This is a genomic window from Cellulomonas sp. ATA003 (assembly GCF_031582905.1).
GTDB lineage: Bacteria > Actinomycetota > Actinomycetes > Actinomycetales > Cellulomonadaceae > Pengzhenrongella.
This window is the reverse complement of record NZ_CP133990.1, coordinates 462,562-483,852: the sequence shown is the minus strand read 5'-3', so window position 1 is coordinate 483,852 and position 21,291 is coordinate 462,562. Positions and strand designations below refer to the sequence as shown.

Here is a 21,291-nt window from a genome sequence, read left to right as displayed (position 1 = left end):
CCACTAGCCGCACCGATGACGGAGCCGAAGTCCCAGCGTCCCGATCCGATGACGCCCCGTCCACAGCTCGCGCGTCATCGATGACGTCCACAACCTGGCCTCCGCGTCATCGCCACGTGCATAGGCGCTGAGCAGCGTCGTCTCCGACCGGCACACGGAGGAGGCAACGATGGACGACCGCCGCACGCGTACCACCGCGCTCGCTCGAGGAACGGCGCCGGCTGACATCCGACGGGACCGCGACGGCCTCCTCGGCCACCTCGCCGTCATCGACGTCGAAGGGTGGGAGGGCCCCTCCGCGACGGCCCTCCTGACCTACCTGCGCAGCCACATCGTCCGTCCGCTCGCCGTCGACGTCGGACTCCGGGGAGCCTGCGCCGCTCACGCCGAGGCGACGGCCTGGGAGGCGGTCTGGCTACAGCTCCTCGAGCCGTCGCTGCGCAGTGCCCACTCGCCTTGGGGCGTCCTGTGGCAGACGGCGCGCCGAGCGATGCTCGGTGAGATCCTCGCCGACCGCTGGGGCGTGTCGCCGCGGCGGGCCTGGGAGCTCGACGCCGCCGAACGGGCCGGCGGCATCCGACGACCGCTGTCCCTCGAGCCGCTCCTCACGAACGGCTGGGAACCACCTGCAGAGGCCTCGGCCGGGATGCACGACAGCCCGCTCACCACGGCCGTACGCCTCGCCGCCCAGGCACTCGGCGAGGCTGGATGGCCTGCAGAGGTCGCGGCGCGGATCGTGCAGGAGACAGCCGATCGCCGCAAAGGCGTCGCGACCGTCGAAACCGCTCTGGCCTCCAGGCAGGTGGTTGCAGGCCGGGTCGACATCGTCCAGGGCAAGGTAGAGGTGGTTGTCGTTGCGGCCGCGGGTCATGGCGACGTAGAGGTTCTCGCGGACCATGCCGGGGGACGCGAGCACGTGAGCCCGGTCCACGGTGATGCCTTGGGCGCGGTGCGTGGTGGTGGCGTACCCGAGTTCGACGTGCTCGGCGACGTATCCGGCCGGGAGCGTGACCCCTCCCCGGTTGCCGTCATCGCGGAGCCGGGGCGGGCGACGGGGATGACGGTGAGTGCGCCGCCGGTGATGGCGGTGACCTGCCACAGGTCGCCGTTGCGGACGTAGCCGTGCGGAGTGCGTAGGCGCCGGTTGTTCGCGCGGCTCAGGACACGGTCGCCGACGGCGATCTGGGTGCCGTCGGTCTTGGTGATGCCGACAGGGCCGACGAGACCGTTCGTGACGCGGTCGTTGTGCGCGCGGGCGTTGAGGACGTCGACGGTGTGCGAGTCGGCAGCAATGAGGATCGCGGGGATGCCGTTCTGGGTATAGGTCTGCCAGGCGGTGTACGCGTCCTCGCACATGACCTCCGCGGGACCGGCGCTGATCCGGTCGTGTTCGGCGTAGTCCTCGATCACCGCCGGATCCCCGGTGCGCAGGCGCCGGGTGGCGGCAGCTTCCCAGGGCTGGCTGAACCGCCACAGCGACGTGAGAGTGGCGGGTCGCGAGCGTTCGGCGAGGAGGTGGAAGGCGCCACCGGCGTCGACCGCAGACAGCTGCTTGTGGTCACCGACCAGTAGCACCTTGGCTCCGGCGGCGGACGCCTGGGCGGTCAGGGCGTCGAGAGTGAACGTCCCGGCGAGGGAGGCCTCGTCGACGATGAGCAACTGGTCGCGCCGCAGGCGGTAACTCTCACTCTGGGCGGTCAGGGTGTTGATCGCGGTGTCGATCGTGCGCAGCCTGGTGCGCTGGTCGATGCCGCAGGCGGTGGTGCGTTCGGCCTGCAGGTGCGCCAGGAGGTCGCTGCGGCGCCCGGCGCCGGAGCCGGTGGACTCGTGCAGCCACTTGGCGGTGTTCTCGCACTCGATTCCCAAGGCATGGCCGAGCTCTGCGGCGGCAGTCGCGGACGGGGCGAGGCCGACGACGGCGCCACGGCCGTAGGTCTGCTCCCACACGTTCTTCAACGCGGCAAGCGTCGTGGTCTTGCCCGTGCCCGCCGGCCCGACGAGGACGGTCAGCCGTGCCGAGGACACGGCGATGTGCTCGACGGCATCGGCTTGGTCCTGCGCGAGCGTAACCCCGCGCCCGTCAGTGCGATGCACCGGTCGGGAGGTGACAGCCTTCGCGACCCAGGCTGGCGCGGTGGGCGCCGCTGCGTCGAGGGTCGCGGCGTCGAGGAGCTGGGCTTCGGCATCCAGGACCCGGTGGTGGGTGTAACGGTCCTCCCCGCGCGCGTGAACTGCGAGGCGCCGTCAGGCCGGGTGTACGTGACAGGGACGGTCAGCGGGTCCGGTGCCTGCAGACTCAAACATGAGCCGAGAGCGGCGTCGGTGACGCGCTCGAGCAGGGCGAGGCGGGCGGCGGGGGTGGCCACGCGGATCGCCCTCGTGGACCGAGCGGCTTCCGCCATGACGTTCCACCGGGTCCAGGTCGACCTTCGCGTCATCACCTGTCCGATCGTGTGCTCGGCGAGGCGGTCGATGACGGGCGACGGGATCTGGTCGGCGCGCTGCGCGACTGTGTGGGACAGGCGCAGGACGGCGGCGGTGAGCTCGGTCGGCGTCTTGCCGGTGCGGCGGGTGGCCCGTGCCCGCCACACCGTCATCAGGTCGGCGAGCGGGGTGACGTGCTTGTCCGGGCGCGTGGCGCGGGTGACCTGTTGGCGGAGCCGGGAGACCTCGATGCGGTTCGGGCCTCGGCCGTGGGCTGCGTAGAACTTACCCAGCACTCCCGTCATCACCTCGTCGATCTGCGTTGTGCGGATCGAGAACTCCGTCATCAGCGCGTCATCGACCCCGTCGAGCTCGAACCCGGGGTGCGGCGTGGTCCGCGATGACGCCACCTGAACTGCACGGGTAGGCGGCGGGCGATCTCGTCGGCGAGCAGGTCGTCGTAGACCTCCGAAATCATGACGACGGCGTGGTGCAGCGCCCGGGAGTCCACGGACAGCCAGGCTCCTCGCGGGCCCTGGACCTTGTTGGCGACCACGAGGTGCGTGTGCAGGTTGGGGTCCCCGGCGCGAGAGTCCCAGTGGTCGAACCCGGTGGCGATCAGGCCGCTGACGCGGTGCTGCTGGCATCCGTTGGTGCCCGTGCGCGTGAAGGCGGCGGTGTCCTCGAGGAAGGTGAGTGCCTGCTCGACGGCGGCCCTGTGGGCGTCCAGGATTGCGGTCTGGGTCGTCGCGTCGGACACGGCCCAGAGCGTCGAGATCGACTTGGGCGGGCTGAACGTCAGGTCAAACCCGGCCACCGCCGACGGCGTGTGTTTGGCCAGCTCGACTCGGGTGATCGTGGCGGTCGCGGCGTCGCGGCCCTCACCGGTCAGCTCCCGCGGGAGGACAGCCACCTGCGCGGCGATGCGCTCCGCCGCCGGCGTGTAGGTCCGATACGCGCGGCCGAGCGGGACACCGCTGATGGGGTTCTTGCCCTGGCCGTACAGGTTCGCCATCTGCGGCTCTGTGACCACGGTCCCGGCGGTGAGCCCCCGATCGCCCACGGCGTCCAAGCCGCGCCCGAACCAGCGGCCGGGAGGGTTGCCCGAGGCGGTGTAGTACGCCGTCAGCTCGTCCTTCGCTGACCGCCGGCAGTCACCCGACACAGTGTGCTTGATCAGGTACTGGTATCCGGCGCCCGCCGTCAGTCGGTGCATCGTCATGACCACGGCCGGTCACCGCCCACTGCTGCCGCCGCAGCCGCGCCCGCGCCCCATTGGGCGCAGCATGCGGCCCGTGGGTGACGTCGTCCTCGTGGTTCTCACTCCACCTGGTGCGCAGACCAGGGCTACAAGATGCGCCGCCTCGCGCCCGGCCCAGCCTCGAATGCCAGACGTGTCAATGGCCTCATCCCTCTCCCGGCGCTCGGCTTCGCCGCACCTCGTGCACACCTCTCTCTGCCACGGCTCTGTCCACAGCCCCGGGGGTCGGTCGCACCTCTCTTCGGCAGCGGGCGTGAAAGTTGGCGGCGACGTAAGTCGGGAGGAGACGGTCATGCACAACGTCGACACGAGGAGGAGCACGCGCCTTCGGCAGTGGGCGGCAGGCCTGCTCCCCCTTGAGGCGGCGGTCGAGCTGCTGCTGCACGCCTTCGGCGGCCGGTTCGCGGACCGGGCGCTCCCATGGGTTCGGGTGGACGGCGATGTCACCTGGCTGGACCCCGACGCCCTGCGCGAGCACGCCGCCGTCCTGTCGGGCGGTGAACGCCGCCTGCTGTTCGTGGTGGCGTCGCTGCTCGACGAGCGCCCACTCGACGTCGTCGACGTCGTCACCGGCCTCGACAGAGAGAACCTCCACCTGGCGGCCTTCGCCCACGCCGGCGGGTCGCACACCGCGACCGTGCTCGAGCGTGTCGACGGCACGGTGCGCTTCTCCACCCCCGGTGCCCTTGTCCCCTGGCCTCACAGCCCGGCCGGGGGACGGTCATCTTCGGCGCCCGCCGCGCACACCTGAGAGCGAAGGCGGCACGACGACGTCGCCCGCGACGAGGAGGACTCGATGACGACGACCTGGGGCGGCCCCGCCGAACTCCTGCTGCGCGACGCCGACACCGGGTGGTCGGGCATCTGGGCGCTGACGCACACCGCTGCGATGGGGGCCTTGAACCTGGCCATGACCGTGCCGCTCGGCGTCGGGGTGTCGGTCTCATACGCCGCCATGGACTTCCGTGAGGCCCAGGACGAACTCGAGTGGGCTCGCCCCGATGTCCGAACCGACGCCGCCCCGGTGCGGCTCGGCACCGTCCGCCCCGAGGATGCCAACGAAGCCCGAGCGATCCTCGATCGCCTCGTCGCGGCAGCCCTCGACCGCGCGGCCGCCCTGGCGGAACTCGAGACCGACCTCCTCTCGCAGGCAGCGCTCTCCCGCGTGATGGCGCGGCTGATCACCGGGCGGGCCAAGGTCACCGGACGTTGGTCATGACCACCTACGCCGACCTCCTGGCCCAGACGTCGGCACACGTGCGCGACGCCGCCACCGCCCTCCGCGCGGACCGCTTCTGGACCCCGCGGGAGGCCCTCGATGCGATCGGCGACTACCACGGACTCCTCGACGCCGTCGCTTCCCACACCCGACGCCTGCTGTGGCCGGCGCAACTCGGACGGATAGGCCTGGCCCGCCGCCGCGACGGCATACCACCGGTCGAGCGAGCCGCCATCAAGCTGGCCGCCGGTATCGAGGCCCTCACCGGCGAGGCGAGGCCTCACCCGTCGCAGATCGGCGGGGCAGGAACACCGTGGGCGCGCGCTTCGCTGTCGCTGCGCGCGGCCGCCGACCTCGTCGCGACGCACTACACAGGCGAAGGACGACCTCGAACACCAGATGCCGCCCACACCACGACGGCGACCTTTGACGCTGGTCTCGCCGCCCTCGGCCACCTTGCCCAGGCCGTCCTCGCTCACGAGAGCCCCTTGGCCCTTCGCGCGATCCAGGCCGGCGTTCCCCGCGGCATCGTCGCGCGACCGCTGCCCGGGCTTGAGCACCTTGCCGACGTCGCCCGCGAGCTCACGACCAAGATGCCTCAACGGCTCGAGGCTCAACTCGACGCTCTCGGTCAGGTCCGGACGCGGCCTCGCACGGACGACCCTGCGACCGAGCTGACGGACCGGATGGTCCGGCTCCGCCAAGCCACCTGGGAACTCACGGGCGACCAGTCCGACGCGCTGGCCTCATTGCGGACGATGGCCGGCCTCGGCATCGCCATCCATGCCCACGCCGCCGCCTTCCACGGCGCGGACCTCTCCGCACCAGACCCAGTGGCAGCAGATCGGTGCGTCGGCGCACTCGTCCGGCACGCGCGTGCGTGGCAGCGCCTCCACCACGCCCTCTCGGAATTCGCGATCCTCGCCCCGCCCATGACCAGCATTCGTGATGACGCCACGGCGGCCGCCCGCCTGCTGCAGGAGCTCGCTCCGATGCAACACCCACCGACACCCGCGCCGTTCGCCCCGACCGAGCGGCACGTCGCCGCCGTTCTCAACGGAGCCGTACAGGTCATGGCCGATATCGCCGTCCACGAGGGAACGACGTTCGATCGGCTCGCACGGACCGGCCTCCTGTTCATGCCGGCTCGGTCGTTGCCTCGCGATCTGGTGAGCGAACGGCCCGACCTGGCCACAGCGCACCTGGAACGCCGCATCGTCCACGCCCCCGAGACCGTCACCGGGATCACCGCTCGGCTGTACGCCGAAGTCGCTGCTCACCCGATCGGCGTCTCGACCGCAGCCCCGGCCCGCCGCTCTGCCACCGCTTCGACAGAGGCACGCGCGATCTCAATGGCGTAGGCAACGCGGTCCTGAACGCACGGACATAGCCGATGACCAGACGGGCCGAGCGGCGCCCGTCAGCGGTCGATCCACTTCTGCATGTGCTCGGGGTATCGGGCCCCCTGGATGTCCGCCCGGTCGGACGCGTCGGTGAGTTCGGCGATGCCCTCTGCCTTCAGCTCGAGCTCGACAGCTCCGTTGTTCTCCGTGAGGCGGTGCTGCTTCGTGGTGCCTGGGATGGGCACGATGGACGGGTGCTGGGCGAGCAGCCAGGCCAGGGCGACCTGGCCGGGAGTGGCGCTGCGGCGTGCGGCGACGTTCGTGACGACGTCGAGCAGTGCCTGGTTCGCGGCGCGGGCGTCCTCCGTGAAGCGCGGCAGCGAGTTGCGCAGGTCACCGTCGGCGAAGGTCGTGGTCGTGGTGATCGCGCCGGTGAGGAAGCCCTTGCCGAGCGGGCTGAACGGGACGAACCCGATCCCGAGCTCGATGAGGGTCGGCAGGATCTCGGCCTCCGGCTCCCGCCAGAACAGGGAGTACTCGCTCTGCAGCGCGGTGACCGGTTGGACGGCGTGCGCGCGGCGGATCGTGGAGACCCCGGCCTCGGACAGGCCGAAGTGCTTGACCTTGCCCTCCGCGATGAGATCCCGGACGGTGCCGGCGACGTCCTCGATGGGGACGTCGGGGTCGACGCGGTGCTGGTAGAGCAGGTCGATGGACTCGATGCCCAGGCGGCGCAGGGAGTCCTCGGCGGTGGCGCGGATGTGCCCGGGGCGGCTGTCGAGCCCGGTGGACGTCGAGCCGTCGAAGGAGAACCCGAACTTGGTCGCGATGACGACCTGGTCGCGCACGGGTGCAAGGGCTTCGCCGACGAGCTCTTCGTTGGTGAACGGCCCGTACACCTGGGCGGTGTCGAAGAAGGTGACGCCCTGGTCGACGGCGGCGCGGATGAGCGCGATCCCGTCCCGGTGGTCGACGGCGGCGCCGTAGCCGTGGCTCAGGCCCATGCAGCCGAGCCCGAGCGCGGAGACCTGCAGGCCGCTGCGGCCCAGGGTGCGCGTGATCATCAGCCGGCCCGGCGGCTGTTGAGCCAGCTGACCATCGCAGGGTCGCGGTGGTCGAAGGCGACGCTGACACCCGTCTCCAGGGTGGCGATGGACGCCATCTCGTCCGCGGTGAGCTCGAAGTCGAAGACGTCGAAGTTCTCCGCCATGCGCTCGGGACGGGAGGACTTGGGGATGACGACGACGCCGCGCTGGATGAGCCAGCGGAGCGTGATCTGGGCGACGGACTTGCCGTGGGCCTGGCCGATGGCGGTGAGGACCGGGTCGCTGAAGATGCCGTTCTTGCCCTCGGCAAGCGGGCCCCAGGACTCGATCTGTACCCCGTGCTCAGTCATGACCTGCTGGTCGGTCATGCGCTGGTGGTAGGGGTGGGTCTCGATCTGGTTCACCGCCGGGGTGATCTCGTTGTGCTCGAGAAGGTCCACGAGCCGGTCCGGGTGGAAGTTGGAGACCCCGATCGCACGGATCGCGCCCTGACGGTGCAGGTCCTGCATCGCGCGCCAGGAGCTGTAGTAATCCCCGAACGGCTGGTGGATCAGATACAGGTCCAGGTGATCCAGGCCGAGGGCCTGCATGGAGGCGTCGAACGCGCGCTTGGTGCCGTCCTCGCCGCCGGAGTGGATCCACAGCTTGGTGGTGACGAACAGCTCGTCGCGGGCGATCCCGCTGGCCCTGATGGCCCGGCCCACGGCGGCCTCGTTGCCGTAGGAGGCGGCGGTGTCCAGGTGGCGGTAGCCGGCGGCGAGGGCGTCGGTGACGACGCGCTCGGTCTCGTCCTCGGGGACCTGGAAGACGCCGAAGCCGAGGATCGGCATCTCGACGCCGTTGTTCAGGGTCACTGTCTGCATGGGGTGGTGTCCTTCGTGGGCTCGTGAGGCTGTCGGGTGGTGTGCTCCCACCACATCACCTAGGACCACCGCGAGGAACGTCCCGGCTATGGGTGCACTGGCAGTGCATGGCTAGGGCATGTCTCCTATATGCGTGACCAGATGAGGCAGGCGGCGAGGATGACGGCGGCGCGGTAGGTGATGGCGAGCTTGTCGTAGCGGGTGGCCAGTCCTCGCCACTGCTTGGCCAGGGCGAAGTGGCGCTCGACGACGTTGCGGCGCTTGTAGGCGTCGGTGTCCAGGCCGGGTGGTCGGCCGCCGCGTGAGCCCCGGCGTTTGCGGGCGGCGATCTCGTCGGACTTCTGCGGGATGACGACGGCGATCCCGCGGGCGCGCAAGGCGCGCCGGTAGGTCCCGGCCGAGTACGCCTTGTCCGCGATCACGGAATCGGGACGGGTGCGCGGGCGGCCCGGACCGATCCTGGGGACCCGGATGTCGGCGAGGACCGCGGCGAGCACGGCGCCGTCGTTGCGGTGCCCGCCGGTGACGACCGCAGCCAGCGGGCGTCCGCGCCCGTCGACCGCCGCGTGGATCTTCGTAGTCAGCCCACCTCGCGAGCGTCCGATGCCGTGACCTGCAGGTTCACGCTCAGCCGGCAGCTGATTCCTGTGATTCGACCCGGCCCCCTGTGTCCTGCTCGGGACGGGTCGTGTTCGTCGCGTGCTGGTGCGCCCGGGTGATCGTGGCATCCACCGACACCGCCCAGTCGACCTTGCCCGCAGCGTCAGCCTCGGCCAGCAGCCGCGCCAGCACCCGGTCCCACGTGCCGTCGGCGGCGTAGCGGCGATGTCTCTTCCACGCCGTCTGCCAAGGCCCGAACTCCTCCCGCGGCAAGTCACGCCACGCGATCCCGGTGCGGTACCGGTACGCGATCGCCTCGACCACCCGACGGTTGTCACCAAACGGGTGCCCACGCCGGCCCGCGTTCGAGGGCAGCAACGGCTCGACCCGTGCCCACTGATCATCGGAGAACACCCGGTACCGAGAAGTCGTCACCCCGTCACAGTGCCGCGAGCCTCACCGCATCTATGGGAGACACGCCCTAGCCGGCACGCGCGCTCGTACCGTCGAGGGCATGGACCAACGTGATGAGGTGCGCGACTTCCTCAGCTCCCGTCGCGCCCGGCTGAACCCGACCGACGTCGGCCTGCCCGCCGGCACCGGGCGACGGCGCGTTGCGGGCCTGCGCCGTGACGAGGTCGCCGTCCTGGCAGGTGTCTCCTCCGAGTACTACGCCCGCCTGGAGCGGGGAAACCTCGCCGGCGCCTCCGACGCCGTCCTGGACGCGATCGCCGCCGCGCTGCGACTGGATGAGGCCGAGCTGCTGCACCTGCGCAACCTTGCCCACGCCGCCAACCAGCCCGCGCGTCGGCGCCGCACCCCGACGCCGCGCAACCAGGTCCAGCCCTCGCTGCAGCGGGTCCTGGACGCGATGGCCACCGTCCCGGCCTACGTCCGCGACTCCCGCATGGACGTCGTCGCGGACAACGCGATGGCCCGTGAACTGCTCAGCCCCGTCTACCGCTTCGCACAGCACACCGGCACCCCACCGAACAGCGCGCGGTACGCCTTCCTCGACCCCTCGGCCTGCGACTACTACCCCGACTGGGAGCAGGTCACCCACGACTGCGTCGCCGCCCTGCACGGGGCCGCCGGCCACAACCCCTACGACAAGCCGCTCTCCGACCTCGTCGGCGAGCTGTCCACCCGCTCGGAGACCTTCCGCACCCTGTGGGCCACCCACGACGTCCGTCTGCACCGGACCGGCATCAAGCGACTGCGCCACCCTGAGGTCGGCGTCCTCTCGCTCGAGTACGACGTCATGGAACTCACGCAGCAGCCCGGGCTCGTCTTCATCGCCTACAGCTCCGCCCCCGGCACACCCGCCGCCGACGGCCTGGCCCTCCTCGCGTCCCTGGCCGCCACCCGCACCGACGCGCTCACCGCGCCGGACGCGTGACACCGCCGACCAGCCGGCGAACCTTCCTGCGCGCGCTCCTCGCCGGCAGCGGCGGGGCAACCCTGCTCGCCATGGCCGGCTGCGCCGCCCCCGACACCGCACAGGGCCCCACCCAGAGCCAGGAGCCCACGCCGATGCCGCCGACAGCCTCGCCCTCACCGGGAACCAGCACGCTGCTCGTGTACTTCTCCCGGCCCGGGGAGAACTACTGGTACGGCGAACGGCGGACCCTCGAGGTGGGCAACACCGAGGTCCTGGCGGCCATGATCGCTGACCGCGTCGAGCTCGACACCTACCGGATCGAGGCCGCCGAGCCATACCCGGCCGACTACGAGGAGACAGTCGCGCGCAACGTCCGTGAGCAGGACCAGGACGCCCGGCCCGCAATCGCCTCACCCCTTCCCGACCTCACCGGGTGCGACACGGTGATCCTCGCCAGCCCGATCTGGAACGTGCGGCCCCCGATGATCATGTCCACCTTCGTCGAGTCCGTCTCCTTCGAAGGCAAGCGCGTGCTGCCCGTCACGACTCACGCGATGAGCGGTCTCGGGCGCTCCGTCGCCGTGTACACCGAGCTCGCCGCAGGCGCCACGATCGGCGCCGGCCTCGCCATCCAGGGCGAGGAAGTCACCGATGCCGGCCCGGACGTCGAGCGGTGGCTGCGCGAGGTCGCGCTGGTGGCGTGAGCTGATCGCCCGGTCATGCCGCTGCACGCGCGTGTGGACCCGGCGTGTTGAAGATCGCGGGACGGCAACGGACTTCCGCGCTGCTTTGCCCGCTAACGAAGCCGTGGCGTGGGCCTTGGGGGCATCGCGCGGGGGGTCCAGAGTCGGCGAGCAAGGACTTGAGTCCCGCTGCGGGCGCACACGTCCGCGAGCATCCGGGGGCGTCCGCCGCTGACCAAGTGCTTACCAGAACGCCAGAGGCCTTCTCGATCCTGAGATCGAGAAGGCCTCTGACGTGCCACTTCACATGTAGCGGGGGCAGGATTTGAACCTGCGACCTCTGGGTTATGAGCCCAGCGAGCTACCGAGCTGCTCCACCCCGCGTCGGTGATCCGTACTCTACGTCACCGGGCCGGGCCCTGGGAAATCCAGAGCCCGGCCCGGGACGTGAGGCCGATCACGTCGGCGCCGGTCACCCGGCGCCGACGCACCACTCACCCGCCGCCGAGCGCTCCCTCGGCCGCGATCGCGGCCTCGATCGCAGCCTGCAGCCGCTCCTGCGCCGCGCCGTAGGCGGCGAAGTCACCGGCTGCCAGGGCCTCCTGGCCCTCGGTGTACGCGGCGTTCGCATCGGCCAGCGCCTGGTCGAGCTGCGCGCGCGCGTCACCGGCGTCGGGCACCGGGACCGGGGTGGTCGGCGCGTCCGGCGCCTCGGTCTCGTCCGGCTCCGGCGCGATGGTCGGCGTGGGCGCCGGGTCGTCACCCGGGTCGGCCGCGGGCGCCTCCGGCGGCGCCTCGGGGTCGGGCGCCGTCGGGCCGACGTCCACCGGGTCGGCGTCGACGTCGGCGCCGGAGTCGCCACCGAACACCTGGTCGAGCGCCTCACCGAGCGTGTCGGCGAAGCCGACCTCGTCACCGAACGCGACCAGCACCTTGCGCAGCAGCGGGTACTGCGTGCCGCTGGAGGACTGCACGTAGACGGGCTGCACGTAGAGCAGACCGCCACCGACCGGGAGGGTCAGCAGGTTGCCGTTCCGCACCGTGGAGTCGCCCTGCCGCAGCAGGTTGAGCTCACGGGACACGGTCGGGTCGGAGTTGAACTGGTTCTGCACCTGACCCGGACCGGAGACCGTGGTGTTCCGCGGCAGCTCCAGCAGCCGCAGCTTGCCGTAGCCCTCGGCCGGCTCACCGGCCACGTTGCCCGCCTCCGCGTCGGCCGCGAGGAACCCGGTGAGCACCTCGCGCTCACCACCGATCGGGATGAACGTCGACGTCAGCGAGAACGCCGGCTGCTCCTGCCCGGGCATCTGGAGGGTCAGGTAGTACGGCGGCTGGGCCACCGCGACCTCCTGGACGGGGTCGTTCGGGACCGTCCAGAAGTCCTGGGTCGTGTAGAAGTCGTTGGCGTCCTCGACGTGGTACCGGGCGAGCAGCGTGCGCTGCACCTTGAACAGGTCTTCCGGGTACCGGATGTGGCTCATGAGGTCGCCGCTGATCTCGGACATCGGCTCGATGGTGTTCGGGAAGATCCCGGACCACGCCTGCAGCAGCGGGTCCTCGGGGTCCCACGCGTACAGCGTGACCTCGCCGGTGTAGGCGTCGACGGTCGCCTTGACCGAGTTGCGGATGTAGTTCGCCTGCTGCGGCAGCAGCCCGGCGACCGCACCGCGCGCCGTCAGGGAGTCCTCCGTGATGTCGTCGAGCTGGGCGAGGGTGGAGTACGGGTAGGAGTCGGTGGTCGTGTAGCCGTCGACCATCCAGACGACCTTCTCGTCGACGACGGCGGGGTACACCCGGCCGTCGATCGTCAGGTACGGCGCGACCTTCTCGACCCGCTGGCGCGGGTCGCGGTCGTAGAGGATCTGCGACTCCTCGGTGACGCGCTCGGAGAACAGCAGCTCCTCGTCACCGAACTTCAGCGCGTAGAGCAGCTTGTTGAACATGTTGCCCACGCTCGGGCCGGCCTCGATCTGGTCGGTCGGGAAGGAGTTGTTGACCTGCCCGCCCGCCTCGTCGTCCGGGTAGTCGAGCTCCCAGGGGTTGGTCTCGTCGGGCGCACCCACGATGGAGTAGTTCGGCGAGTTCTGGCCGAAGTAGATCCGCGGCTCGTAGTCGCCGAGCTCACCGACCGGCGGGATGCCGCCCTCGTAGAACGCGGGCTGCCCGTCCGCGCTGGTCGTGTTGCCGTAGGCCGCCACGACGCCGAACCCGTGGGTGTAGATCGTGTGGTCGTTGACCCAGGTGCGCTGCGTGCCCAGGCCCTCAAGGTTGAGCTCGCGCACGGCGATGACCGTGTCGCGGCTCTCGCCGTCGATGTCGTACCGGTCCACCGAGAGGGTGTCCTGGAAGCCGTAGTACTGCTTGTTCTGCTGCAGCTGGCGGAAGGACGGGCTGACGATCGTCGGGTCGAGCAGACGGATGCTCGCCGCGGTCTCGGCGTCCTGCCGCAGGGCGCCCGGGGTCGCCTCGGTGGTGGCCGAGTACGGCGTGACCTCGACGTCGTCGAGGTCGAAGGCGGTCCGGGTCGCGTTGATGTTGCGCTGGATGAACTCCTCCTCCAGCTCCTGCGCGTTCGGCGTCACCTGGAACCGCTGCACGACCATCGGGTAGATGCTGCCGATCGCGACGGCGGAGACGACCATGAGGCCGACGCCGATCGCCGGGATGCGCCAGTTCCCGCGCACCGCGTACACGACGAACATCAGGGCGACCAGCACGGCGATGGCCGCGAGGATCTCCTTGGACGGGATCACCGCGTTCACGTCGGCGTAGGAGGCCCCCTGGAAGCGCTGCCCCGAGCCGGACTCCATGAGCAGCGAGTACCGGTCGAGCCAGTAGTTCGCGGCGACGAGCAGCAGGAGCAGGCTGGCCAGGACGGACAGCTGCACGCGCGCGGCCTTGGTGGTGTGCGGGCCGGGCCCGCCGATGCGGATGCCGCCGTAGAGGTAGTGCGTGGCGATGGCACCGATCGCGCTGATCACCACGACCGCCATGAGGAACGACGCGACGAAGCGCAGGCCGGGCAGCGTGAAGATGAAGAACGACAGGTCCATGCCGTACTGCGGGTCGTCCTGGCCGAACGGCACGCCGTTCATCCACAGCTGGATCGTCTCCCACTGCTGGGAGGCCGCGGCGCCGGCGAAGAAGCCGAGCAGCGCCGGACCGGCGACCATGACGAGCTTGCGCAGCGGCTCGACGGCCTCGCGGTACTGGTCGAGGTTCGCCTGCTCCGGCGTGCTCGGCGCGTAGACCGGGCGCGACCGGTAGGCGATGCGCAGGGACGCGGCGACGGCGGCGGCCATGAGCAGGAACCCGCCCACGAACAGGCCGCCTCGGGTGAACCACTCGGTGCGCAGCACCTGGGTGTACCCGACCTGGTTGTACCAGAGGACCTCGGTCCAGATCTGGGCCAGGAACATCAGCAGCACGGCGAGACCGGCGAGCACCACGAGCGTCGGCACGAGCGGGCCGCGGCGGCGGCGGGGTGGGGGCGGGCCGGCGGGCCGGCGGGGTTGTGCGGTGAAGCTCACGGCGTGGCGGTCCTCGTCGTCGACGAACGGATGGATTCCCGGGCGGTGCACCCGGCACCGGGTGAACGCCTGGGGTGAGGCCCAGGTTCCCACACGGGTGCGACGATGAGGCACATGACCGACGAGACCCCCGGGCCCGCCGCCACGCCCGACGCCCCCGTCCCGCCCGTCCCCGACCGCATCCTCGGACCGGTCGAAGCCGCCCTGGCCGATGCCGTCCGGGAGATCGAGCGGCACGTCGCGACCGCCGGCTGGGACGGCCCGGTGCGCGTCTTCGCCCTCGTGCGCACCGCCCGCGCCCTCGAGGCGTCACCGGAGCTCGCCGACCAGCTTCCCGCCGAGGTCGTCGACGCCGCGCGCACCGACCCGACCCACCTGACCTCCGTCGAGCAGGAGGGCCTGCCGCCCGCGACCGACCTCGAGGAGCTCCTCGGCGGCCTGCAGTGGCCCTCGACCGTGGACGGCGCCGCCGTCGTCGTCGAGCGGGTCATGCTGCCGCCCGCCGCGGAGGAGGGCATGCCCACCGACGACGACGCCGCGCTCGCCTACCTCATGGCGCACCCCGACCGCCAGGACGTGCGGATCGCCGTCGGCGCCCTGCGCAGCGGTGAGTCGTGGACGGCCCTGCGCACTCGCGCGCACGACGCCGACGACGACGTCGCGATCGGCCCGGACCTCGTGCCCGGGCTGCTCGAGGCGCTCCGCGCGACGTTCAGCTGAGGCCGACCGCCGGCTGACGGCGGTCGTCAGCCGGCCCGACCGTCAGCCGGTGCATGTCGCGAGGTCGTCGGCCGTTCCGGCGCCGATCGCCTCGATCGCGTCGCGCCCCTCGGCCAGGGTCGCGACCCGGACGACGCGCAGCCCGTCCGGGACGTGCCCGACGACCTCGGCGCAGTTGTCGGACGGCGCGAGGAACCAGTCCGCCCCGTCACGCTCGGCGCCGGCGAGCTTCTGGCGGATGCCGCCGATCGGCCCGACCGCGCCGTCGACGTCCATCGTCCCGGTACCCGCCACCACCTCACCCGCGACCTCGTCCTCGGGTGTCAGGTGGTCGACGATCCCGAGGGCGAACATCAGCCCCGCGCTGGGACCGCCGATGTCGTCGATGCGGATCGTCACGTCGACCGGCAGGTCGAACTGCGGGTCGATGAACACCCCGAGCTGGCTGCCGCCGTCGGGCCGCTCGCCGGTCACGACGTCCAGGTCGAGCGGCTTGCCGTCCCGCAGGACGCTCAGGGTCACGGTGGTGCCCGGCTCGGTCGTGTCCAGGGCGCCGATGAGAGCCGTGTAGGACTCGACCGGCTCGCCCCGGAACGCGACGAGGACGTCACCCTCCTGCACGACACCGGCGGCGCCGGTGCCCTCCACCGCGCCCGCCACGAGCAGCTCGGCCGGTACCTCGTAGCCGAGCTCCTCGAGGGCCGCGACGGTGGCGCTCTCCTGCGACGACGTCATCGCCGCCTGGTTCTGCTGGTCGAGCTGGTCCTGCGTGATGTCGGGGGCGAAGACGGCCTCGACGGGCCGCACCGTGCGTGCCGACGACACCCATCCCGCCACCACCTGCGGCAGCGTCACGGGGTAGCCCGGACCCCCGGCGACCGAGACGGTCGTCAGGAGGAGCTCACCGGTCGACTCGTACGTGGCCGTGCCCTCGACCTCGATGAGCGGTCGACCGTCGACCTCGCCGAGCGTGTCCCGCGTCGGGCCGGGTGCGCTCACCGCGTACGGCACCCGCAGGAACACGAGCACCGTGAGCAGGAGCAGGGTGACGAGCACCGCGATGCTCAGGGTCACCGATCGCGGCGAGGGCGCCATCGGTGCGTCAGGCGCGGCGCCGTCGCCGTCGGCGTCGGCGTCCACGGCAGCCGGGTCGGCGCCGGCGACACGGTCGTCGACCGGGCTCACGAGCGGCTCGGCATCCGCTCCGGCCTGGGCGCGCGCGACGGTCTCGGAAGGGTGGGACGGCTCGGGCACCGCACGATCATCCCCCACGACGGCCCGCGCAGCCGTGCCGCCCGGACGGGCTGCGCCGAGAGCGAACCGGCCCGTGGAGCGGGGCGCACCACCCCGGGCGCCCAGGCGCGTGTGGTTACCGTGGACCGTCCGCCGCCGTCGACCAGGAGGCACCCATGACCAGCGAGAACCCCGCCGGCGCCGGCGGCGAGCCCCGCAGTGGGAAGAGCTGCTGCGGTCGATGTTCGGCGCGGACGCCGACGAGGCGATGCGCGAGCTGCGTGCCCGCGGCATGGACCCGGCATCGATGGCCGCCGCGGCGGGCCTGCCGGCGGACGCCCAGTCGCTCGGCCACGTCCTGGCGCAGGTGCAGCGGATGCTGGCCGCGTCCGGTGACGGGCCGGTGAACTGGGACGTCGCGCACGACGTCGCCCGCCAGGCCGCCGTGGCCGAGGGCGACCCCTCCCTCACCCGCACCCAGGTGCGCGCCACGACCGAGGCGCTGTCGGTCGCGGAGCTGTGGCTCGACGCCGCGACGGACCTGCCGCCGTCGGGTGGCGGCTCCCGCGCGTGGAGCCGCTCAGAGTGGGTCGAGCACACCCTGCCCACCTGGCGCACCCTGGCCGAGCCGGTCGCGGGCTCGCTCGCCGACGCGCTCGCGTCCGCGCTGAGCAGCCAGCTCGGGGACGCCTTCGGGACCGACGGCGCCGACGGAGCGGCCGGTCTCGGCCTCCCGCCCGGCCTCGGGATGCCCGCAGGGTTCGCGCTGCCCGGCGGCACGGGTGACGCACTCGGTGGCGCGGGCGGCATCGACCCCACCCAGCTGCTGCGCCAGCTCGGCTCGGCGGTGTTCGGCATGCAGGTGGGCCAGGCCGCGGGGACGCTGTCCCGCGAGGCCTTCGGCGCCACCGACATCGGGCTGCCGCTGCTCCGCGAGCCCGCGACCGTCCTGCTGCCGACCAACGTCGCGGCCTTCGCCGACGGCCTCGACGCCCCGCTGGAGGAGGTGCGGCTGTTCCTCGCGCTGCGCGAGGCGGCGCACGCCCGGCTCTTCACCCACGTCACCTGGCTGCGCGGGCACCTGCTCGGCATCGTCGATGCCTACGCCCGCGGGATCACGATCGACGTCGAGAGCCTCGAGGAGGCCGTCCGGTCCATCGACCCCACCGACCCGGAGGCGCTGCAGGCCGCACTGTCCGGCGGGGTGTTCTCGCCGCACACCACATCCGAGCAGCAGGCCGCGCTCGGTCGCCTGGAGACCGCGCTCGCGCTCGTCGAGGGGTGGGTCGACGAGGTGGTGGCTGCCGCGGCGCTCCCCCACCTGCCGCACGCCGTCGCCCTGCGCGAGATGATCCGGCGCCGTCGCGCCGCCGGGGGCCCCGCCGAGCAGACGTTCGCGTCGCTCGTCGGCCTGGAGCTGCGCCCCCGGCGGTCCGGGACGCCGCCGCGCTGTGGGCGCAGATCACCCGGGCGGGTGGGACGAGCGCTCGGGACGCCGTCTGGGACCACCCCGACCTGCTGCCCACCGCGGAGGACCTCGACGACCCGACCGGCTACGCGGCCCGGCGCTCGGAGAGCGAGGACGCGCACGCCGACGTCGACCGTGCGCTCGAGGAGATCTTCGGCCGCTCCGACGACGCCGCGGCAGCAGCGGCGCCGGGAGCCGCCCCCTCCCCGGCCGCCGACGAGAACGCCGGTGGCGAGTCCGCCGGCGACGGATCTGTCGGCGACGAGTCTGCCGGCGACGACGCCGCGGACGGCGACCCCTCGGACGAGAAGGCGTAGTCCCGCCGGCGACGTCGGGTCAGGCCTGCTCGCGCGGGCCGTCAACCTCGTCGGGGAGGTGACCGGCGACGTCGTCGGGTGGGTACCCGACGACGTCGTCCTCGGCGCCGCGGTGCCCGTCGTCGCGCTCGGCGTCCGTGTCGTCGGCGTCCGTGTCGCCGACGTCGGTGTCGTCGGTGTCGTCGTCGCCCGGGCCGCGGTCGTCCCGGTAGGAGAAGCCCTCGAGGAAGCCGCGGGCCCGCTCGGTGCGCGGGTAGGCCTCGAGCGCCGCCCAGAACTCCGGCCCGTGCCCCGGGTGCAGCAGGTGGACGAGCTCGTGCAGCAGGACGTAGTCGGTGACCCAGCGCGGCATGCCGCGGACCCGGGTCGAGATCCGGATGGTGCCGTCGACCGGCGTGCACGAGCCCCAGCGGCGCCCCTGCCGGGAGGACCACGTGACGCTCGTCGGGCGCGCGCGGCCGTCGAGGTACCGGTCCGAGAGCTCGACCGCCCGTGCGGCCAGTCCCTCGTCCGACGGGCGGCGGCGGCGCTCCTGGGCCGCCAGGCGGGTCACCATGCGGTGCACCCACTCCCGTTCCTGGGCGCGCGTGAACCGGGCGGGGATGGACACCACCGTGGTCTCGCCGTCGCGGAAGGCGGTCACGGTGCGCACCCGCTTGCGGCTCCGGCGCACCTCGATAGGGCCGGACGGCGTGGACGACTGCACGATGCTGACGCTAGCGGGCGGGTCCCACACGCACGGGCGGGACAGGCCGAAGTCGCCCGGACGGGCCGCGGCGAGCGGCGGCGCGCGGGCCCGATCGCGCGTGGTCGAGCGTGTCGGCCACTACTGTGGCCGTGCAGGGGGATCCGAGGCCGCCCGGCCGAACGCCCCTGCCGCCGACCGCCGGACCCCGCGACGGCGCACAGACATCGAACGGAGACCCATCACATGGCCGATGAGACCTACAAGGGCGAGTTCTACTGCGTGAAGTGCAAGGAGAAGCGCGAGACCGAGGGCAACGTCGTCGTCTCGGAGTCGGGCCGCAAGATGGCCAAGGGCATCTGCCCCGTGTGCGGCACCAAGCTGAACCGGATCCTCGGCAAGGCCTGAGCTCACCGCACACCGCTGAAGGGGCGGCCCGAACGTCGATCACGGCGTACCGGGCCGCCCCTTCGGCTTCCCCTGTGGACGACGGCACCGGCGACCTGCCGGCTGGCACCCTGGCAGGGGCGGACCGGCGCACGCGCGGTCCCGACGGGGGCCGGGAGGTGGTTGCCGGTGCGGCTGCGACCGGGACTCACCGTGCTGTGGCGCGGCCCCGACGAGGTCCAGGTCGGCACCGACCCGCGGTGGGCCGTCCGGCTGGCGGGCCTGCGCCCCGACCAGGTCGACGCGCTCACCTCGCTGCCCGACGGCGCCGCGCTCCCCGACCTCGACCGCCCGTCCGCGGGCGGCGCCCGCGGGACCCGCGCGACGCAGGACGCCGTCGACGCTCCCGCCGGGGCACCCACCGGCTCCGGGGACGACGCCGATGCCCTCCCGTCCCCGGCCGGACCCGGCGCCGGAGCCCTGGTCAGCGCGCTCACCGACGCCCGGCTGCTGGTCGCGCCGCGCCCCGGCGGACGGCACCCGCGACCGCGCCGCTGCCGTCCGGGACCGCTGCGGACGCCGCCGCCTGGTCGCTCGTCCTCGACGACGGAGACGGCGACGCGCTGGTCCGCGCCCGGGGTGACCGCGTCGTGGGGTTCCTCGGCGCGGGACGTCTGGCGCTCACCGCGGCGTGCGTGCTCGCGTCGGCCGGTGTGGGCACGCTCCTGCTCCAGGACGACGCCCCGGTCACGACCGCCGACCTGGGCGTCGGCGGGTTCGGTGCCCGCGACGTCGGGTCGCCGCGGGCGGCGGCCGCGGCGCGCATCATGCGCGACCTCGCGCCGCAGGTGCGCACGTCCGCGCCGACCGCCGCCCACCCGGACGTCGTCGTGAGCGTCGAGCACGGGGTCGCGGACGCGGCGCGGGCCCGGACGATGATGTCCGCCGAGGTCGTGCACCTGTCGGTGGTGGTGCGTGAGGCGGACATCCTGGTCGGACCGCTGGTCCGCCCGGGTGCGTCGCCGTGCCTGCGCTGCGTGGACCTGCACCGGACCGCGGCCGACCCGGTGTGGCCGGTGCTGGCGGCGCAGCTCGCGGCGGCACCCCGCGGCCGACGACCGGCGGAGGAGTCCGTGCTCGCGGCGGTCGGTGGTGCGCTCGCCGCCGGCCAGGTCCTGGCGCAGCTCGACGGCCGTACGCCGACGGCTGTCGGCGCGAGCCTCGAGATCGCGCTCCCCGACGCCGTCCCACGCCTGCGCCGGTGGGCCGTGCACCCCGAGTGCGGGTGCGCCGGTCTGCCGGGCGCGCTGGTGCGCAGCCCGGCAGACCGGCGGCAGGCCTCAGGCGGCCGGTGACGCGTCCTTGCGCGGACGTCCCCGGCCCCGCTTCGTCGCGACGACGACGCCGCCGACGAACACCTCGCCGCCCCAGACGCCCCACGGCTCCTCACGTTCGAGGGCACCCGCGAGGCACCCGGCGACCAGCGGGCACTCCCGGCACAGCGCCTTCGCCTGCTCGACCCGCGCGGTCTGCTCGGCGAACCACAGCTCGGGGTCGTTGTTCCGGCACGGCACGAGGCCGGCGACCATCTCGTCGAAGTCGCGGCGGTCCTGGGTCGGGTCGGCCACGGTGGCCGGCCAGGGTCCGGATCCGCCCTGGTCTGCGTCGAGCAGCATGCTCTGCCGCACGATGTCCTCCTGTTGTCCTGGCGTCGGTACGGGGTGAGGCGGGGTCCGACGCGGTGGCCGTGACACCTCTCCCCGGACGACGTCCGGACAAAGAGAAAGGCCGCGGTTCCGTGACGGACTCCGCGGCCTGGATCTGGTCGGGTCAGACCATGAGGATCCTGGGGTGAGCGGAGTCGCGGGCGAGGAAGGAGCTGTCGAAGGGCACAGCTCCGCCCCGGAGTCCGGCGAGGGTGGGCACCGGCATGCGCCGTGCCCGGTCGGCGACGAGAGCCGCCTGGACATACGTGTTCTTCTCCATCACTCCCGCCTCCTCACTCCCTACGCCCGCACCGTTACGGCGCGCGCTCTCGACCTCGGACACCGATGAAGGTAGACCCGCCCGATCAGGGGACACAAGCGATTTATCCGCCGGATGCCTGACGTCGTCCCACCGCGTCGCCCCG

20 protein-coding genes, 1 tRNA gene and 1 pseudogene are annotated in these 21,291 nt (G+C 72.5%); 9 read left to right on the top strand and 13 right to left on the bottom strand.

What is annotated here, in order from left to right; genetic code table 11:
• Nucleotides 1–415: 415 nt before the first annotated feature.
• From REH70_RS02400 to mobF, 4 genes are read right to left on the bottom strand one after another with little or no spacing between them, the layout of a single operon-like run.
• Entirely contained in the window at nucleotides 416–916 is a 501-nt protein-coding gene (locus REH70_RS02400; protein WP_310751813.1) for a hypothetical protein, read from the bottom strand.
• A complete protein-coding gene (locus tag REH70_RS02395; protein WP_310751809.1) occupies nucleotides 868–2,025 on the bottom strand; it encodes an AAA family ATPase in 1,158 nt (385 codons plus the stop codon). The genes REH70_RS02400 and REH70_RS02395 overlap by 49 nt, the downstream gene beginning before the upstream one ends.
• Complete coding sequence (locus REH70_RS02390) at nucleotides 2,007–2,771, bottom strand: hypothetical protein (protein ID WP_310751806.1); 765 nt, start codon at nucleotides 2,769–2,771, stop codon at nucleotides 2,007–2,009. The genes REH70_RS02395 and REH70_RS02390 overlap by 19 nt, the downstream gene beginning before the upstream one ends.
• Complete coding sequence (mobF, locus tag REH70_RS02385; RefSeq protein ID WP_310751804.1) at nucleotides 2,771–3,640, bottom strand: MobF family relaxase; 870 nt, start codon at nucleotides 3,638–3,640, stop codon at nucleotides 2,771–2,773. The genes REH70_RS02390 and mobF overlap by 1 nt, the downstream gene beginning before the upstream one ends.
• Nucleotides 3,641–3,977: 337 nt before the next feature.
• Between mobF and REH70_RS02380 the strand changes: the two genes are divergently transcribed.
• The 3 genes from REH70_RS02380 to REH70_RS02370 are packed head-to-tail and all read left to right on the top strand — an operon-like array spanning nucleotide 3,978 to nucleotide 6,265.
• Nucleotides 3,978–4,436 (top strand): hypothetical protein, encoded by a 459-nt coding sequence (locus REH70_RS02380; RefSeq protein WP_310751801.1) that lies wholly within the window; start codon nucleotides 3,978–3,980, stop codon nucleotides 4,434–4,436.
• A 45-nt stretch (nucleotides 4,437–4,481) separates the two neighbouring features.
• A complete protein-coding gene (locus REH70_RS02375; protein WP_310751799.1) occupies nucleotides 4,482–4,904 on the top strand; it encodes a hypothetical protein in 423 nt (140 codons plus the stop codon).
• Nucleotides 4,901–6,265, top strand: coding sequence for a hypothetical protein (locus REH70_RS02370; protein WP_310751796.1), 1,365 nt, complete (start codon nucleotides 4,901–4,903; stop codon nucleotides 6,263–6,265). Before REH70_RS02375 ends, REH70_RS02370 begins: the two co-directional genes overlap by 4 nt.
• A gap of 59 nt (nucleotides 6,266–6,324) precedes the next feature.
• Here the strand turns inward: REH70_RS02370 and REH70_RS02365 are convergent, their stop codons facing one another.
• The 3 genes from REH70_RS02365 to REH70_RS02355 form a co-directional block, all read right to left on the bottom strand.
• Nucleotides 6,325–7,311: an aldo/keto reductase gene (locus REH70_RS02365; RefSeq protein WP_310751793.1), complete on the bottom strand. Its 987-nt coding sequence runs from the start codon at nucleotides 7,309–7,311 to the stop codon at nucleotides 6,325–6,327.
• Nucleotides 7,311–8,156: an aldo/keto reductase gene (locus REH70_RS02360; RefSeq protein WP_310751790.1), complete on the bottom strand. Its 846-nt coding sequence runs from the start codon at nucleotides 8,154–8,156 to the stop codon at nucleotides 7,311–7,313. Before REH70_RS02360 ends, REH70_RS02365 begins: the two co-directional genes overlap by 1 nt.
• A 125-nt stretch (nucleotides 8,157–8,281) precedes the next feature.
• Nucleotides 8,282–9,191, bottom strand: a protein-coding gene (locus REH70_RS02355; protein WP_310751787.1) for an IS5 family transposase whose coding sequence is annotated in 2 segments (ribosomal slippage) — nucleotides 8,282–8,821 and nucleotides 8,823–9,191 — 909 coding nt in all. Because the reading frame shifts where the segments join, the coding sequence is not laid out codon by codon here.
• 79 nt (nucleotides 9,192–9,270) lie between these two features.
• Between REH70_RS02355 and REH70_RS02350 the strand changes: the two genes are divergently transcribed.
• Nucleotides 9,271–10,155 (top strand): helix-turn-helix transcriptional regulator, encoded by an 885-nt coding sequence (locus REH70_RS02350; protein ID WP_310751784.1) that lies wholly within the window; start codon nucleotides 9,271–9,273, stop codon nucleotides 10,153–10,155.
• Complete coding sequence (locus REH70_RS02345) at nucleotides 10,152–10,841, top strand: flavodoxin (protein ID WP_310751780.1); 690 nt, start codon at nucleotides 10,152–10,154, stop codon at nucleotides 10,839–10,841. The genes REH70_RS02350 and REH70_RS02345 overlap by 4 nt, the downstream gene beginning before the upstream one ends.
• A gap of 289 nt (nucleotides 10,842–11,130) precedes the next feature.
• Here REH70_RS02345 and REH70_RS02340 read toward each other — a convergent pair.
• Together REH70_RS02340 and REH70_RS02335 are read right to left on the bottom strand one after the other, a co-directional pair.
• Nucleotides 11,131–11,204: transfer RNA gene (locus REH70_RS02340), tRNA-Met, on the bottom strand.
• Between the two features lie 110 nt (nucleotides 11,205–11,314).
• Nucleotides 11,315–14,350, bottom strand: coding sequence for a UPF0182 family protein (locus REH70_RS02335; protein ID WP_310751778.1), 3,036 nt, complete (start codon nucleotides 14,348–14,350; stop codon nucleotides 11,315–11,317).
• Nucleotides 14,351–14,464: 114 nt separating this feature from the next.
• On the opposite strand from REH70_RS02335, the gene REH70_RS02330 reads away from it, so the two are divergent.
• Entirely contained in the window at nucleotides 14,465–15,070 is a 606-nt protein-coding gene (locus REH70_RS02330) for a PPA1309 family protein (protein WP_310751775.1), read from the top strand.
• 42 nt (nucleotides 15,071–15,112) lie between these two features.
• Here the strand turns inward: REH70_RS02330 and REH70_RS02325 are convergent, their stop codons facing one another.
• Nucleotides 15,113–16,324 carry a S16 family serine protease gene (locus REH70_RS02325; RefSeq protein WP_310751772.1) on the bottom strand — a complete coding sequence of 404 codons (1,212 nt, stop codon included), beginning with the start codon at nucleotides 16,322–16,324 and terminating at the stop codon, nucleotides 15,113–15,115.
• A gap of 220 nt (nucleotides 16,325–16,544) precedes the next feature.
• On the opposite strand from REH70_RS02325, the pseudogene REH70_RS02320 reads away from it, so the two are divergent.
• Nucleotides 16,545–18,088, top strand: a pseudogene (locus REH70_RS02320) (zinc-dependent metalloprotease).
• Nucleotides 18,089–18,107: 19 nt separating this feature from the next.
• Here the strand turns inward: REH70_RS02320 and REH70_RS02315 are convergent.
• The gene (locus REH70_RS02315) at nucleotides 18,108–18,794 is read right to left on the bottom strand and encodes a YgjP-like metallopeptidase domain-containing protein (protein WP_396134638.1); all 687 of its coding nucleotides are present in this window, start codon (nucleotides 18,792–18,794) and stop codon (nucleotides 18,108–18,110) included.
• Between the two features lie 225 nt (nucleotides 18,795–19,019).
• Between REH70_RS02315 and REH70_RS02310 the strand changes: the two genes are divergently transcribed.
• Nucleotides 19,020–19,181: a DUF5679 domain-containing protein gene (locus tag REH70_RS02310; RefSeq protein WP_146900230.1), complete on the top strand. Its 162-nt coding sequence runs from the start codon at nucleotides 19,020–19,022 to the stop codon at nucleotides 19,179–19,181.
• Nucleotides 19,182–19,810: 629 nt separating this feature from the next.
• Nucleotides 19,811–20,515 carry a ThiF family adenylyltransferase gene (locus REH70_RS02305; RefSeq protein ID WP_310751768.1) on the top strand — a complete coding sequence of 235 codons (705 nt, stop codon included), beginning with the start codon at nucleotides 19,811–19,813 and terminating at the stop codon, nucleotides 20,513–20,515.
• On the opposite strand, the gene REH70_RS02300 is transcribed toward REH70_RS02305, so the two are convergent.
• On the bottom strand, nucleotides 20,501–20,749 hold the full coding sequence (locus REH70_RS02300) for a WhiB family transcriptional regulator (protein ID WP_396134712.1): 249 nt from the start codon (nucleotides 20,747–20,749) through the stop codon (nucleotides 20,501–20,503). The two genes, REH70_RS02305 and REH70_RS02300, sit on opposite strands and share 15 nt — an antisense overlap.
• Before the next feature lie 241 nt (nucleotides 20,750–20,990).
• Nucleotides 20,991–21,146, bottom strand: a complete 156-nt coding sequence (locus tag REH70_RS02295) for a hypothetical protein (protein ID WP_310751763.1) — start codon at nucleotides 21,144–21,146, stop codon at nucleotides 20,991–20,993.
• Nucleotides 21,147–21,291: the final 145 nt, after the last annotated feature.